Source organism: Streptomyces spirodelae (genome assembly GCF_017676385.1).
Taxonomy (GTDB): Bacteria; Actinomycetota; Actinomycetes; order Streptomycetales; family Streptomycetaceae; genus Streptomyces; species Streptomyces spirodelae.
Map to the genome: position 1 here is coordinate 78,786 of NZ_JAFFZN010000006.1, position 14,527 is coordinate 93,312.

The window sequence follows — 14,527 nt, forward strand, 5'->3', positions numbered from 1 at the left end:
ATGCGCACCCGCAGATGCCGCATCGCCGCGTCGGCGGTGCTGGCCACCACGCTCGTCGCCGGGCTGGCCTCCTGCGGTCAGGAGGCCCGCGGCGGCAGCCGCTACCAGCCCGACAAGGGCAAGGGCGGCACCATCGGCCTGGCCATGCCCACCAAGTCGTCCGAGCGGTGGATAGCCGACGGCAGGAACATGGCCAAGCAGTTCCGGAAGGCCGGGTACAAGACCGACCTCCAGTACGGGGACGACAAGGTCGAGAACCAGATCGCCCAGATCGAGAACATGATCACCAAGGGTCACCGGCTGCTGGTCATCGCCGCCATCGACGGCTCGGCCCTCACCAACGTCCTCAAGCGGGCAGCCGACGCGCACATCCCGGTCATCTCCTACGACCGGCTCATCCTCGGCACCAAGAACGTCGACTACTACGCGTCCTTCGACAACGAGCGCGTCGGCGAACTCCAGGGCCAGTACATCCTCGACAAGCTCGAGCTGAAGAAGCCGGACGCCGACGCTGCCGAGGACAAGCACTACAACATCGAGCTGTTCGCCGGGTCGCCGGACGACAACAACACCAAGTACTTCTGGAACGGCGCCATGAAGAAGCTCAAGCCCTTCATGAAGACCGGTCAGCTGGTGGTGCGCAGCAAGCAGACGAAGATGAACCAGGCCACCACGCTGCGCTGGGACGGCGGCACCGCGCAGAAGCGCATGGACGACCTGATCAGCAAGAACTACGGCAGCACCGACGTGGACGCGGTCCTCTCGCCCTACGACGGCATCTCCATCGGCATCATCTCCGCGCTCAAGAGCGCCGGCTACGGCGGCAAGCGCCACCCGCTGCCCATCGTCACAGGCCAGGACGCCGAGTTGGCCTCGGTCAAGTCCATCATCGCCGGGCAGCAGACCCAGACCGTCTTCAAGGACACCCGCAAGCTCGCCAAGCAGGCCGTCCAGATGGGCGACGCCGTACTGACCGGTAAGAAGGTCGAGGTCAACAACACCACCGACTACGACAACGGCAAGAAGGTCGTACCCGCCTACCTGCTCAAGCCCGTCTCCGTCGACAAGTCCAACACCCAGCTCCTCATCGACGAGGGCTACTTCACCAAGGGGCAGCTCAAGTGAGCCCGGCAGTCGACAGCGCCGAGCGCACCGAGCAGGAGCGCCCGGTCCTCGAGATGCGGGGCATCACCAAGACCTTCCCCGGCGTCAAGGCGCTCAGCGACGTCAACCTCACGGTGCGCCCCGGTGAGATCCACGCCGTCTGCGGTGAGAACGGCGCGGGCAAGTCGACGCTGATGAAGGTGCTCAGCGGAGTCCACCCGCACGGCAGCTACGAGGGTGAGATCTTCTTCCAGGGGGAGCCGGTCGCCTTCAAGGACATCCGCGCCAGCGAGCAGCGCGGCATCGTCATCATCCACCAGGAGCTGGCGCTGGTGCCGTTCCTGTCCATCGCCGAGAACATCTTCCTCGGCAACGAGCAGCGCTCCGGCGCCCGCGGCCTCGTGGACTGGAACGCCACCATGCGGCGGGCGACCGAGCTGCTGCGGCGGGTGGGTCTGCGGGAGAACCCGCAGACCTCCGTGGCCGACATCGGCGTCGGCAAGCAGCAACTGGTGGAGATCGCCAAGGCGCTGTCGAAGGAGGTGAAGCTGCTCATCCTGGACGAGCCGACGGCCGCGCTCAACGACGAGGACAGCGCCACCCTCCTCGACCTCATCCTGGAACTGCGCGAGCAGGGCATCGCCAGCATCGTCATCTCCCACAAGCTGGGCGAGGTCCGCCGGATCGCCGACACCCTCACCATCCTGCGCGACGGCCGCACCATCGAGACGCTGACCGTGCGCGAACACCCCGGCGACACCCCCGAGCTGTCGGAGGACCGGATCATCCGCGGCATGGTCGGCCGCGACCTCGATCACCGCTTCCCCGACCGCACCCCCTACGAGGGCGAGCACACCACCGCGCTGGAAGTGGCCGGATGGACGGTGCGGCACCCCGTCGACCAGCAGCGCAAGGTCGTCGACGACGCCTCGCTGACGGTGCGCAGGGGCGAGATCGTAGGGATCGCCGGGCTGATGGGCGCCGGCCGGACCGAGCTGGCCATGTCCGTCTTCGGCCGCTCCTACGGGCGCTACGAGTCCGGAACCGTGCGGGTCGGCGGTCGTGAGGTGCGCACCAGGACGGTGCCGGCGGCGATCGACGCGGGCATCGCCTACGTCACCGAGGACCGCAAGCAGTACGGGCTCAACCTGCTCGACACCATCAACCGCAACGTCTCGCTGGCCTCGCTGAGCGGGATGGCGCGGCACGGCGTGGTGGACGAGCACGAGGAGCGCTCCGTCGCCGAGCGCTACCGCAAGTCCATGAACATCAAGGCCCCCACGGTCCACGAGCAGACCGGCCGGCTCTCCGGCGGCAACCAGCAGAAGGTCGTGCTCAGCAAGTGGATCCACGCCGACCCCGAGGTGCTCATCCTCGACGAGCCGACCCGGGGCATCGACGTGGGCGCCAAGTACGAGATCTACACCGTCATCGACAAACTCGCCGCGCAGGGGAAGGCCGTGCTCTTCATCTCCTCCGAACTCCCCGAACTGCTGGGGATGTGCGACCGCATCTACACCATGGCCGAGGGCCGCCTCACCGCAGAGATCGACCGTGCGGACGCCACCCAGGAAGTCCTGATGCGCCACATGACCCGGAACAGAAGCTGAGGCCCGCCATGACCACCACGACCAAGCCCTCCTCACCCACCCCACCCGAGGACGCGCCGCCCCCCGTGCAGGCCGTCGCGCGCTCGGCGGGCGCCGTGCTGCTGGAGAACATGCGCGGCCATATGCGCCAGTACGGCATGCTCACCGCGCTCGTGTTCATCATCGTGCTGTTCCAGATATGGACGGACGGCACGCTGCTGCTGCCGAACAACGTCTCCAACCTGATCCAGCAGAACGGCTACATCCTCATCCTGGCCATGGGCATGATGATCGTCATCATCGCCGGCCATATCGACCTCTCGGTCGGCTCGCTGGTGGCGTTCGTCGGCGCGATGGCCGCCGTGATGATGGTCAAACACGATATGCCGTGGGTGCTGGCCCTGGCGCTCTCGCTGCTGATCGGCGCCGTCGCCGGAGCGTGGCAGGGCTTCTTCATCGCCTACGTCGGCATCCCGTCCTTCATCGTGACGCTGGCCGGGATGCTGCTCTTCCGCGGTCTGACCCAGATCGTGCTGGAGGGCCAGTCCCTCTCGCCCTTCCCGAGCGGCTTCCAGAACCTCGCCAAGGGCTTCATCCCCGAGATGGGCCCCTACACGCAATACCACAACCCCACGCTGGTGATCGGCCTCGTCGCCATCGTCTTCCTGCTGCTGCGCGAGCGCCGCGACCGCAAGCGGCAGCTGGCCTACGACCTCGACGTGCTGCCCACCGGGCTGTGGGTCGCCAAGTGCGTGGCACTCACAGCGGCCGTCGTCGCCTTCACCCTCACCCTGGCCAGCTTCCACGGCGTACCCGTCGTCATGCTGGTGATGACCGGACTCCTGCTCGGCCTCGGCTATGTGATGCGCAACGCGGTGGTCGGCCGCCACGTCTACGCGCTCGGCGGCAACAAGGCGGCTGCCAAGCTGTCCGGCGTCAAGGACCAGCGCGTCACCTTCCTCGTCTTCGTCAACATGGGCGTGCTCGCGGCGCTGGCCGGCTGTGTCTACGCCGCGCGGCTCAACGCCGGCACCCCCCAGGCGGGCCTCAACTTCGAACTCGAGGCCATCGCCGCCTCGTTCATCGGTGGCGCCTCCATGAGCGGCGGCGTCGGCACAGTGATGGGCGCCGTCATCGGCGGCCTCGTGCTGGGTGTCCTCAACAACGGTATGTCCCTGGTCGGCATCGGCACCGATTACCAGCAGGTCATCAAGGGTCTGGTGCTGTTGGCCGCGGTCGGGTTCGACGTCTGGAACAAGCGTAAAGCCGGTCGGTGACCGGCGGTTCTTCCGCTTGCGGGGGCGGCCCCTCCCGGTGAGAGCCGGGGAGGGCCGCCCCTTGGGCCGGTGTCAGCCTCCGAAGGGGGGCTGGGCCAGGCCGGGGCCCGCTTCTGGGAGGACGAGGAGGGAGCCGTCCTGCGGGGAGGGGGCCGGGAGGCCGACGCGGGCCGAGGTGATGTAGAGGTCGCGGAGGCCGGTGCCGCCGAAGGCGCAGGCGGTCGGGCGCCGGACAGGCAGGGTGACGACCCGGTCCAGCGCCCCTTCAGGGGTGTAGCGGCGGACGGCGCCGCCGTCCCACAGGGCCACCCATACGCAGCCGTCCGCGTCCACGGTCAGCCCGTCCGGAAAGCCGGCGCCCTCATCGATCCGAGCCAGGGGCCTGCGGCCGGTGGCCGACCCGTCGTCGCGGACGTCGAAGACATCGATACGCCGCGTAGGAGTGTCGACGTAGTACATCAGCGTCCCGTCCGGGCTCCAGCCGGTGCCGTTGGAGACGGTGACGTCGTCGAGGACGGTGGTCGCCGTACCGTCCGGCGCGTACCGGACGAGGTCGCCGCCTCCGGCCGCCTCGTCGTAGCGCACGGTCCCCGCCCACAGCGCGCCGTCGGGAGCGACCGCCGCGTCGTTGCCGCGGCGGCCCGGCACCGGGTCGCGTCGCAGCCAGGAGAAGCGCCCGTCCGCGTCGTACAGCCCGACACCGTCGCGCAGATTGACGACGACTCCGCCACCCGCGCGCGGCTTGGCGGCGCCCACATGCTGCTCGGTGCTCATCAGCGTGCGGTGGCCCGTCGAAGGGCCGAAGGTGTGGACCCGGGAGGCGAGGATGTCCACCCAGATCAGCCGTCCGGCCGCGGTGTCCCAGGTCGGCCCCTCACCCAGCTCGGCGGACGCGCGCAGTGCCGTCTCCACCCTCATCACAGCCCCCTGTGGCCCAGTCGTTCGGACAGCCGTCCGGCGCCGCGCTGTGCCAACTCCGCCAGCTCGGCGCGGCGTTCCTCGCTCCACCGGATCAACGGTACGGAGATGGACAGGGCCGCCACCACCCGGCCCGAGCGGTCCCGTACCGGCGCCGCCACACAGCTGACGTCGGGGTTGGACTCGCTCTCCTCGACGGCGAACCCGCGCTCGGCCGTCCTGGCCAGCTCCTCGCGCAGCCTGGCCACGTCGGTGATGCTGTTGGGCGTCATGGCCCGCAGCTCGGCACTGTCGGGCAGCCGTGCGGCGAGTTCGCCGTCGGGCAGCGAGGCGAGCAGCATCTTGCCGACCGCCGTGCAGTGCGCGGGCAGCCTCCGGCCGGCGGCCGAGACCATGCGCACGGCCTGGGTGGAGTCCACCTTCGCGACGTAGATGACGTCGGTGTCCTCCAGGATCGCCACATGTACCGTCTCCTCGCAGGTCTCAGCCACCGAGCGGGCCACTTGCTGCCCTTCGGCCGCGAGGTCGAGCTGCTCGGCGTAGCGGCTGCCGAGCTGGTAGGCGCGCACTCCCAGCCGGTAGTGGCCGGCCCTGCCCGGGACGGGCACGAGGTAGGAGCGGGCGGCCAGGGTGCCGACCAGCTCGTGCACCGTGGTCCTGGGGAGGCGCAGCCTGCGCACGATGTCGGGTGCCGAGAGTGTGCCGTCCCCTTCCAGGAACAGCTCCAGAATGTCGAGCGCCCGGGTCACAGCGGGCACGAGCCGTCCCATGGTGCCTCCTGTTCGAGATATCAACAAGCGATCGAAGCTCCGAACAGTCTAGCTTCGGTGACCCAGGTGTACGAGGGTGCGTCGGGGTCCACCCGGAGGGCATGAGGTACGCCAATCCTGACCCTGACCCGGAGCAGACCACCGGCCTGGAGAAGGGCGGCGGGGTCCCGCCCGGCGAGACGCCGCCCGGCGAGGGCGGTCTGTCCGAAGCCGGCCCGCGCGAGACGCACAACCCGACCAAGGGCTGGAGCGTGGTGCCGCTCATCTTGATCGGGCTCGTTGTCGCGGCCATGCTCGTCTTCTTCGTGGGCTACCTCGTCGGCCTGCAGTAGTAGCCTGCGCGACTGCCCCACGGGGAGGCTCCCGGGCGCCTCACGCGCCAGGGGGCTGAACGCTGCCCAGGGTGCGGTACGCCGCCGCCTGGGCCTCGGGCCGCCGCCTGGGGCCTCACGCCGCGACGACGGTGAACAGGGCTCCGTGGGGGTCGTACAGCGTGACCCGGCGCCCCTCGGCGACCTCCCCCGGCGCCGAGCCGTCAGACTGACCCAGCACGGCGCACCCGGTCGCACCCTCATCACGTTCCTCCTCAGCGGCCACCACACATCGCAGCGGCGGCGGCTGGGGGAGGCCGCCGTGCAGAAGGTCCGGGTGCCCGTTCCCGATCAGTGGCAAACGCCGCCCACCGGCGCTGCGACTACGGGGAGTCGGCCATCTGGTCACCCCTCGCAAACGGACATGACCTGCGAAGATGCCGCGCGGCGTGGTTTGTGTCACGGTGAAATCGGGCCGCTGGGGACCCGGCGGCACCACCTTTGAATCCTGTCCGGAAGCGGACTGGGGGATCGCTTCTCGCCTGTCTTGCACGGCACCCATGTGAGACGTGGAGTGAGCAGCCCATGAACACCACCACGCGGTTCCGCACCACCGAGAACGGCACCATCCCCGCCATTCCGGCCGAGGGCACGGACGCCCCTGGCGCCGCGGACACCCCATGCGCCACGGACGACACGGAGACCGTGGACGACACGGAAACCGTTGACGGTGCAACCGTGGACGCTGCAAGCGCCGCGGCCGCCACGGAGGGGACCACCACCGCGTCCCACGCCCCTCGGCGTACCCACCACGACGCACCCGATACCGCAGCCGACTTCGCCGAGTTGGTGAAGCTGCCCGAAGGCTGCCCCGAGCGGCAGCGGCTCCAGGACTGCGTGGTCACGGCGTGGCTGCCGATGGCACACCGGCTGGCGCGCAAATTCCGCAACCGGGGCGAGTCGCTGGAGGACCTGGAGCAGGTCGCCGCGCTCGCGCTGGTCAAGTCGGTGGAGCGCTACGACCCGGCCCGGGGCAACGCCTTCGAGACCTTCGCCATCCCCACGATCTACGGCGAGCTCAAGCGGCACTTCCGGGACAACATGTGGGAGATCCACGTCCCGCGCCGCGTACAGGACCTGCGCAACCGCGTCCGCGCGAGCATGCGGGAGCTGGAGCTGACCTCCTCGGGACGGTCACCCACCGTCGCCGAACTGGCAGCGCACAGTGGTCTCTCCGAGGAGGACACCCTCACCGGCATGGAAGCCCTCCAGTGCTTCAACTCCCTCTCCCTGGACGCGCCTGTCTCCTCCGAGGCAGGCGGAGGAGGGGACGGTACCTCGGACGGAGCCATCTGTCTGATGGACACCCTCAGCTCCGACGAGAACGGCTACGACCACGTGGTCGACCGCGAAGCCGTCCGGTCCTGTCTGTGCCGGCTCCCCGAGCGGGAGCAGCGCCTGCTCTACCTGCGCTTCTTCCGCGAGCTCACCCAGTCGCAGATAGCCAGTCGGCTGGGCGTCTCCCAGATGCACGTCTCCCGCCTGCTGGCGGCGGCGTGCCGCCGGGTACGCGAGGAGATCGAGGAGGAACGCGACGAGGAGGCTCCTGCCAAGCCGCCGCGTGCTGCGGCCTGAAACCGTTGCTCTGCCGCGTCCTGCGCCTCGCAGCCCCCCGTGCCGGGTACGCGGGGGGGGTCCGGCCGACCGGAGGTGAGACGAGTATGGCAGTGCCGTTCCAACGCCCGCGGGCCGTCGCGTTCGATGTACTGGAGACGCTGATGCGACTCGACCCGCTTGCGGCCCGCTTCGAGGAGATCGGACAGCCGGCGGCGGCGCTCCACCCCTGGTTCCTGCGCGTGCAGCGCGACTGCATGGCGCTCGCGCTCAGCGGGGACAGCGCCGACTTCCTCCTCGCGGCGCGGCAGGCGCTCCAGGTGGAGAGCGGGCAGTCCGTCTCCGACGACCAGATCGCCCACGTACTGGACGGTTTCCCCGAGCTTCCCTCGTACGAGGACGCGCTGCCCGCCGTACGCCGGCTGCACGAGGCGGGCGTGACGGTGGGCTGTCTGACGGTCGGCGACGCGGCCGTCACCCGCGCGTTCCTGGAGCGCAACGGCCTCGCCCCGTACGTCGGTCAGGTCGTCACCGCGGCCCAGGCGGGCGCCTGGAAACCCGCACCGGCCCTCTACCACGCGGCGGCCGAACGGCTGGGTGCGCCGCCCGCCGCGACAGCCGTGGTGGCGGTGCACGCCTGGGACTGCCACGGTGCGGTACGCGCCGGATGCCTGGCCGGCTGGTGCGCCCGGTTGGAGGGCCGGCACGGCGACATGTTCGCGGAGCCGCACGTCGTCGGAGCGGACCTGACCGAAGTGGCGGGGCGACTGCTCGATCCGCCCGCCGCGCCACCGGAGAGCTGAGGGCGGCTGGCGCGGCACCGGCCCCGCTGACGTTCCGGCCGGGGTGCTCCGCGCGCCCCGGCCGTTACTCGGCGCCTCGCAGATGCTCGACTGCGGCGCGGGCAGCCTCGCCGACGACCGCGTCGGCCCGCGGCAGCCGCCGGTCGGCGCGGGCGGCCTGGGTGAAGACGACGGCCGTGTACAACCGGCCGTCGGCCAGCTGCACGACCCCGGCCTCGTGCCGCATGGCGCCGAACGTCCCGGTCTTCCCGTAGACCGCTACGTCGTCGTAGGGGAAGCCTGACGCGAGTCTGTGCTGCCAGGGCTGCAGGCCCATCGTGCGGCGCATGAAAGCGCAACTGTCCGGAGAGGCCGCCTCGTCCAGCCAGATGACGCGCAGCAGGTGCGCCATCTCGGCGGGGGTGGTGGAGGTCGCCCACGCGGGGTCGTAGACGCCGGGCGGAACCGCCCGGTCGTTGTCGGTGATCCGGGCCATCGCCGCGTCCACCGACTCCGCGCCGGTCTCGGCCACCAGCCGCCGCAAAGTGTCGGCGGCCCCGCCGCCGATCCGGGTACGGAGGAGGCCGAGCGACCGGCAGGTGGCCTCGACCGCCCGACTCCCGACGTGGCGGAGGACCGCGTCGGCGGCCGCGTTGTCGGAGACGCTCATCATCATCACGACCAGATCCCGCAGGGACATCGACACCTCGTCCTGGAGCAGCGAGATGCCGGTGGGGCCCGGCAGCCGGTCCCCGGGCGGCAGGGTGACCCGGTGCCGGGGGTCGAGCGTGCCCGCGTCCACCTGGCGGCAGTAGGCCACCATCAGCGGCACCTTGTAGACCGAGCCCATCAGCACCGCCTCGTCCGCGTCGACGGTGATCCGCGCCGCGGGCCTGCGCAGTTCGGCCACGTGGAGCCAGCCGCGCACTCCGGCGTCGTCGAACATCTCCCGCAGCGTGCGCCCGATCGCCCCGCCGGGCACCGCCCCGCTCACCGGGCTCCCTCCCCGGCCGTGCGGCCGGCCGCGGCCAGCGCACCGATCAGGGCGTCGGCTGCTTCGCCCGTCCGCCCGGTGGCCGACCGCCGGGCGTCCCACACCACCCGCAGCCGCAGTGGCAGCTCCGGGTCGCTGGTGGGCTGCCGGCTGACGCTGTCGGCCGTGAGCGTCTCGTCGGCCGTGACGAGTACGGCCTGACCGGCGGCGACGAGGGCCAGTCCGGCGCGTTCGTCCGAGATCACCACCGTCTCCACCCGGCGCCCGCGTCCCGCGAGGGTGTCCAGGAACAGGTCGTGCGCCGCGGGGGCCTCGGCGCGCGGTCGGACGGCGTACGGCAGCGGGCGTGCGGCCCGTGCCCCGTCCGCCCGCCCTCCCGGACGGACGTCAGCGCCGTCCGGGCTCAGCAGCCAGGTCGGCAGCAGCGTCACCTGGCCGGCGGCCAGCCCGTGGAGCACCGCGGGGTGCCGGACGACGGCCAGGTCGAGGCGGCCGGCGGACACATCCGTCAGCAGCGCGGCCGTGGGAGCCGTCAGCACCGACACCCGGCCGCGGACGCCGGCGCGGACGGGCGCGGCGGCGACGGACGCGCCCAGCGGCGGCGGCAGTTCGGGCGGCAGGCCGATCCGCAGGCGCTGCCCGTCTGCGTGCTCCCGCGCCCCGGTCTCCCGTAGTTCCGTCAGGGCCAGGAGCGCCCGGCGGGCGTGCGGCAGCAGCAGTGCGCCCTCCTCGGTGAGGGAGACCCCGCGCTCCCGGTCGAACAGCCGCACCCCCAGCAGCGCCTCCAGCCGCCGCAACGCCTGCGAGAGGGGTGGCTGGGTGATGCCCACGCGCTGTGCGGCGTCGCCGAAGTGCCCTTCCTCTGCGAGCGCGACGAAGATTTCCAGGTGCCGCTCCGTCAGCATGTGCCCCCATGGTCTGCGGTGATACGCCGAGCGAATCGGCACACGGCCGAGAGCCTATTCGACACCGGACGGCGGCTGCGGCTTGACTCCCTTCCCCGGGCCCGGACACGAACAGCAGTGGAAACCGCATCAGATGAAGGAGCAACCCCATGTCCTCTCAGCAGCCCGCAGCAGCGCACAGCAGTCCGAGCCGTCGCAGTGTGCTGCGGACCGGCGTCGCCGCCGGGGCCGCCGGCGTCACGGGGGCGGCCGCAGCCGCCCCGGCGGCGGCGCGCGAGAAAGGCCCCGCACGCGGCAGCGGCGCCCGGGGGCGCAGCGGCGTCCGGCTGCGCTGGCTCGGGGTCGCGGGCTGGGAGCTGACGTTCGACGGGCACCGGCTGCTGGTCGACCCGTATCTGACCCGGCAGCGCTTCACGGACTCCGCGGGCAACGCCGACATGACCAGGAAGCTGGAGGTCGATCAGCGCATCATCGACCTGGTGCTCGGTGAACACCTCACCGGCGCTCCCGAGTTCGTGCTGCTGACGCACGGTCACTGGGACCACATCGCGGATGTGCCCTACCTCCTGGACCACCCGTCCTGGCGGAGCGCGGAGATCAACGTGCTGGGCACCGAGACGCATCTGCACCTGCTGAAAGCCATGGGCGTCCCCGGCAAGGGGCGTGCTCACCGCCCCGTCCTGGTCTCCGGCGGTGAGGTGCTGCGTCATCCGCTCCAGCCGTCCGGTAAGCGCACACGCCCCGACTGCACCGTCGAGGTGGTGCGCAGTCTGCACAGCCAGGTCGGCGGCTACGGCTTCGACCCGTACGGCACCCTGACCGCACCGCCCGCCCGGCCCCGGACGCTGGGCGACCTGGTGGAGGGCGGCACGCTGGGCTACCAGGTGACGGTGGGCGACCGGCTGAGCGTGATGTTCCTGAGCGGTACGGCCAACTTCGCCGCGCGTGAGGTCTCCGGCGCCACCCCGGACGTCCTGGTGCTGGGGGCCAGCGGGCACGCGGCCGTGCACGACTACTTCGCCCGCGCCGTCAAAGCCCTCGGCCCGCCCCGCGTCGTCGTGCCGAGCCACCACGACGACATGGTGACGCCGCTGGACGATCCCGCGGTTCACGACACGGTGAACCGCGGGGCGGTCGACAGGCTCCGCGACGTGGTCGGCCCCGGCACCCGCGTCGTCGACCCCCGCCACCTGGAACCCTTCGAACTCTGATCCCCGCGTCCTCCCACCCCTCCCCGGAGCCGGAGAGGGGGCACTCTCTACATCTCGGGAGCCCTCTCCCGCAGCAGCGCCACATCCTGCGCGGCCTGCGCCAGCAACCCCCGCATGGCGTCCTCCGCGGCGTCGGCGTCCCGTGCACGCACCGCGTCCAGCACCGCACGGTGACTGGGCACCGGGTCGAGCGGATGGTGACCCGGCCCGTGAACGAGCCGATCACGGGCCGCCCGCACGGTGGAGATGACCATCTCCATCCGCTCGAGCAGCTCGTTGTGCGAGGCGGCCAGCAGCGCCCGGTGGAAGGCGAGGTCCGCCTCGACCGCCTCGGGCGCCCCGTCGGACGCCTCGCACATCGCGGCCAGCGCCCGCTCCAGCGCGGCCAGGTCGGCGTCGGTACGGCGCTCGGCCGCGAGCCGCACCGCGGCCGGTTCCACGATGCCCCGCACTTCGTCCAGGTCCCGCAGCAGGGGAGGGGCGGCCTCGGACGCCGTGGTGGCGGACTGGAACTGCCAGCGCAGCACGTCCGCGTCCAGCAGGTTCCAGTCGGTACGCGGCCTGATGAAGGTGCCGCGCTTCTGCCGGGCGTCGACCATGCCCTTGGCAGCCAGCACCTTCAGGGACTCGCGCAGCGCGGTGAGACTGACGCCCAACTCGGCCCGGAGCGACCCGAGATCGAGGGTGCTGCCCTCGCGGAGGGTTCCGCTGAGCACCCGGTGGGCGAGGGCCTCCACGGTCTGTCCGTGCACACCCCGTGGCGCGTACCCCGCCATCCGACCTCCCGTTGCGTCCGCGTACACCCGCGGTTCCAGTCCACGATCCCGGACGGATGGCCGTCAAGGAACTATTCATAAATAACGAGTTCTTGTACGGTCCGGCGTCATCACGGTCCTCCGCTCTGCCCGGCACCCGACTCCTCGCAGGGGGCGCGCACCTATGACGGCAGCCGACCACCACCCGACAACCCGCACCGGTATCCCCGCCTTCGAGCCCGCCCGTCTGCACTTCGGCGGCGACTACAACCCCGAGCACTGGCCCGAGGAGGTGTGGGCCGAGGATCTCCGGCTGATGAGACAGGCCGGGGTCACCATGGTCACCGCAGGAATCTTCTCCTGGGGCCTGGTCGAACAGCAGCCCGGCACCTACGACTTCGACTGGTTCGACCGCGTCATGGCCGGCCTCGCCGACGCCGGCATCCAGGTCTGCCTCGCGACCATGACCGCTTCGCCGCCGCCCTGGCTCAGCCGGCAGCACCCCGAGATCCTGCCGGCGACCGCCGAGGGCGCCCGCAGGTGGCCCGGCTCCCGGCAGCACTACTGCCCCTCCAGCCCGGTCTACCGCCGGTATGCCGTCCGCCTCGTCGAACAGCTCGCCACCCGCTACGCCGGACACCCGGCCCTGGCCCTGTGGCACATCGGCAACGAGTACGGCTGCAGCAACCCGGTCTGCTACTGCGACGTGTCGGCCGCCGACTTCCGCCGCTGGCTGCGCGAGCGCTACGGCACCGTCGAAGCCCTCAACACGGCCTGGTCCACCACGTTCTGGTCACAGCGCTACGGCGACTTCGAGGAGGTCCTGCCGCCGCGCACCACACCGACCCACCCCAACCCCACCCAGCAGCTGGACTACGCCCGCTTCAGCGACGACGCGCTGCTGCGGTGCTGTCTGGCCGAGCGTGAGGTGCTGCGCCGTATCACCCCCGACGTGCCGGTGACCACCAACCACATGCCGCACCACAAGCCGGTCGACCCGTTCCGCTGGGCCGCCTACGAGGACGTCACCGCGCTTGACTACTACCACGAGCCCTACGACCCCCGTACGCACATCGACGCCGCCGCCGCCTTCGACGTGACACGCTGCGCCGGTCACGGACAGCCCTGGATGCTGATGGAACAGGCACCGGGCGCCGTCAACTGGCGGGCACGCAACAGTCCCAAGCCGCCAGGCGCCATGCGGCAGTGGAGCTGGCAGGCGATCGCCCAGGGCGCGGACGCGGTGCTCTTCTTCCAGTGGCGCCAGTCCCGGGGCGGCGCCGAGAAGTTCCACTCCGCGATGGTGCCGCACGCCGGGACGGACACCCGGATCTTCCGGGAGGTCAGCGCGCTCGGCCAGGAGCTGGCCACGGTGGGGCAGCTCGCCGGCACCCGCTGCACGGCCGAAGTAGCGCTGCTGGCCGACTGGAACAGCTGGTGGGCGCTGGAACAGGGCTCTCACCCCTCCTCGGCCCTCAGCCACCGCGAGACGCTGCTGCGCCACTACGCGCCGCTGTTCGAGGCCGGCGTCTTCTGCGACATCCTGCCGCCCGACCGGGAACTGGGCCGCTACCGGCTGCTGGTCGTGCCCAACCTGTATCTGCTGAGCGAACAGACAGCCGAACGGCTCACGGCCTACGTACGCGACGGCGGCCACCTGTTCGTGTCGTACTTCACCGGCATCGCCGACGAGTGCGACCGCGTCCACCCCGGCGGCTACCCGGCGCCGCTGCGCGAGGTGCTGGGGCTGCGGGTCGAGGAGTTCTGGCCGCTGGCGGAGGGCGCCGAGGTGTCCCTGCGCGGCGAGCTGAGCGGCCGGGCCGACCTGTGGTCGGAGGCCATCGACCTGGAAGGGGCCCAGGCCCTGGCCACGTTCGGGGACGGCGAGCTCGCCGGGCGCCCGGCACTGACCCGGCACCCCTTCGGCGCCGGCGTGGCCTGGTACGCGGGCACCCGCCCGGAACCCGCACTGATGCGCACCCTCATGGACCGGGTGCGCGAGGAATCCGGCGCGGCCCCCGTACTGCCCGGCCTGCCACCAGGCGTCCAGGCCACCAGGCGCGAGGGAGCAGACGGCCGCTTCCTCTTCCTCCTCAACCACGGCTCCGCCCCGGCGACGCCGGCTCTGCCGCACCCCATGCGGAATCTGCTCACCTCCGCCGAGCCCACCACCACTCTCACCCTGCCGCCGCGCGGCGTGGCCGTACTGGAAGAGATGGCGCCCAGTTAGGGGCGCGGGGAACTGCGCGACCAGCCACAGCACACCGGCAGTCGGCCGCCTCCCGTCGTACAACGGC

General features: G+C 71.3%; 13 protein-coding genes. 8 read left to right on the forward strand and 5 right to left on the reverse strand.

The annotated features are described in order from the left end of the window. The 3 genes from chvE to mmsB are packed head-to-tail and all read left to right on the forward strand — an operon-like array spanning window position 1 to window position 3,970. Entirely contained in the window at window positions 1-1,125 is a 1,125-nt protein-coding gene (gene chvE / locus JW592_RS09090) for a multiple monosaccharide ABC transporter substrate-binding protein (protein WP_209264430.1), read from the forward strand. Then, complete coding sequence (mmsA, locus tag JW592_RS09095; protein WP_443742755.1) at window positions 1,122-2,714, forward strand: multiple monosaccharide ABC transporter ATP-binding protein; 1,593 nt, start codon at window positions 1,122-1,124, stop codon at window positions 2,712-2,714. Before chvE ends, mmsA begins: the two co-directional genes overlap by 4 nt. Window positions 2,715-2,722: 8 nt before the next feature. Continuing rightward, window positions 2,723-3,970, forward strand: a complete 1,248-nt coding sequence (gene mmsB, locus JW592_RS09100) for a multiple monosaccharide ABC transporter permease (protein WP_307805350.1) — start codon at window positions 2,723-2,725, stop codon at window positions 3,968-3,970. A 72-nt stretch (window positions 3,971-4,042) separates the two neighbouring features. On the opposite strand, the gene JW592_RS09105 is transcribed toward mmsB, so the two are convergent. Both JW592_RS09105 and JW592_RS09110 read right to left on the reverse strand, forming a co-directional pair. Continuing rightward, entirely contained in the window at window positions 4,043-4,888 is an 846-nt protein-coding gene (locus tag JW592_RS09105; RefSeq protein ID WP_209264431.1) for an SMP-30/gluconolactonase/LRE family protein, read from the reverse strand. Then, window positions 4,888-5,658: an IclR family transcriptional regulator gene (locus tag JW592_RS09110; RefSeq protein WP_209264432.1), complete on the reverse strand. Its 771-nt coding sequence runs from the start codon at window positions 5,656-5,658 to the stop codon at window positions 4,888-4,890. Before JW592_RS09110 ends, JW592_RS09105 begins: the two co-directional genes overlap by 1 nt. A gap of 101 nt (window positions 5,659-5,759) precedes the next feature. On the opposite strand from JW592_RS09110, the gene JW592_RS09115 reads away from it, so the two are divergent. The 3 genes from JW592_RS09115 to JW592_RS09125 all read left to right on the forward strand — a co-directional run bounded on the left by JW592_RS09115 (window position 5,760) and on the right by JW592_RS09125 (window position 8,386). Then, the gene (locus tag JW592_RS09115) at window positions 5,760-5,990 is read left to right on the forward strand and encodes a DUF6480 family protein (RefSeq protein ID WP_209264433.1); all 231 of its coding nucleotides are present in this window, start codon (window positions 5,760-5,762) and stop codon (window positions 5,988-5,990) included. A gap of 564 nt (window positions 5,991-6,554) precedes the next feature. Beyond that, window positions 6,555-7,604 (forward strand): SigB/SigF/SigG family RNA polymerase sigma factor, encoded by a 1,050-nt coding sequence (locus JW592_RS09120; protein WP_229375473.1) that lies wholly within the window; start codon window positions 6,555-6,557, stop codon window positions 7,602-7,604. An 86-nt stretch (window positions 7,605-7,690) separates the two neighbouring features. Then, a complete protein-coding gene (locus JW592_RS09125; protein WP_209264434.1) occupies window positions 7,691-8,386 on the forward strand; it encodes an HAD family hydrolase in 696 nt (231 codons plus the stop codon). 64 nt (window positions 8,387-8,450) lie between these two features. Here the strand turns inward: JW592_RS09125 and JW592_RS09130 are convergent, their stop codons facing one another. Continuing rightward, a complete protein-coding gene (locus JW592_RS09130) occupies window positions 8,451-9,359 on the reverse strand; it encodes a serine hydrolase (protein ID WP_307805351.1) in 909 nt (302 codons plus the stop codon). After that, window positions 9,356-10,264, reverse strand: coding sequence for a LysR family transcriptional regulator (locus tag JW592_RS09135; RefSeq protein ID WP_209264435.1), 909 nt, complete (start codon window positions 10,262-10,264; stop codon window positions 9,356-9,358). The genes JW592_RS09130 and JW592_RS09135 overlap by 4 nt, the downstream gene beginning before the upstream one ends. Window positions 10,265-10,413: 149 nt before the next feature. On the opposite strand from JW592_RS09135, the gene JW592_RS09140 reads away from it, so the two are divergent. After that, the gene (locus tag JW592_RS09140) at window positions 10,414-11,475 is read left to right on the forward strand and encodes an MBL fold metallo-hydrolase (protein ID WP_209264436.1); all 1,062 of its coding nucleotides are present in this window, start codon (window positions 10,414-10,416) and stop codon (window positions 11,473-11,475) included. Between the two features lie 47 nt (window positions 11,476-11,522). On the opposite strand, the gene JW592_RS09145 is transcribed toward JW592_RS09140, so the two are convergent. Continuing rightward, window positions 11,523-12,251: a FadR/GntR family transcriptional regulator gene (locus tag JW592_RS09145; protein WP_209264437.1), complete on the reverse strand. Its 729-nt coding sequence runs from the start codon at window positions 12,249-12,251 to the stop codon at window positions 11,523-11,525. A gap of 163 nt (window positions 12,252-12,414) precedes the next feature. Here JW592_RS09145 and JW592_RS09150 point away from each other — a divergent pair, with 163 nt between their 5' ends. Then, a complete protein-coding gene (locus JW592_RS09150; RefSeq protein WP_209264438.1) occupies window positions 12,415-14,460 on the forward strand; it encodes a beta-galactosidase in 2,046 nt (681 codons plus the stop codon). Window positions 14,461-14,527 lie beyond the last annotated feature (67 nt).

What these genes read in the sequence shown, in the direction of transcription:
- JW592_RS09125 (WP_209264434.1), top strand. Translation starts at nt 7,691, where the DNA reads ATGGCAGTGCCGTTCCAACGCCCGCGGGCCGTCGCGTTCGATGTACTG.
- JW592_RS09150 (WP_209264438.1), top strand. Translation starts at nt 12,415, where the DNA reads ATGACGGCAGCCGACCACCACCCGACAACCCGCACCGGTATCCCCGCC.
- JW592_RS09110 (WP_209264432.1), bottom strand. Translation starts at nt 5,658, where the DNA reads ATGGGACGGCTCGTGCCCGCTGTGACCCGGGCGCTCGACATTCTGGAG.
- JW592_RS09120 (WP_229375473.1), top strand. Translation starts at nt 6,555, where the DNA reads ATGAACACCACCACGCGGTTCCGCACCACCGAGAACGGCACCATCCCC.
- JW592_RS09135 (WP_209264435.1), bottom strand. Translation starts at nt 10,264, where the DNA reads ATGCTGACGGAGCGGCACCTGGAAATCTTCGTCGCGCTCGCAGAGGAA.
- JW592_RS09140 (WP_209264436.1), top strand. Translation starts at nt 10,414, where the DNA reads ATGTCCTCTCAGCAGCCCGCAGCAGCGCACAGCAGTCCGAGCCGTCGC.
- JW592_RS09115 (WP_209264433.1), top strand. Translation starts at nt 5,760, where the DNA reads ATGAGGTACGCCAATCCTGACCCTGACCCGGAGCAGACCACCGGCCTG.
- JW592_RS09145 (WP_209264437.1), bottom strand. Translation starts at nt 12,251, where the DNA reads ATGGCGGGGTACGCGCCACGGGGTGTGCACGGACAGACCGTGGAGGCC.
- mmsB (WP_307805350.1), top strand. Translation starts at nt 2,723, where the DNA reads ATGACCACCACGACCAAGCCCTCCTCACCCACCCCACCCGAGGACGCG.
- JW592_RS09105 (WP_209264431.1), bottom strand. Translation starts at nt 4,888, where the DNA reads ATGAGGGTGGAGACGGCACTGCGCGCGTCCGCCGAGCTGGGTGAGGGG.
- chvE (WP_209264430.1), top strand. Translation starts at nt 1, where the DNA reads ATGCGCACCCGCAGATGCCGCATCGCCGCGTCGGCGGTGCTGGCCACC.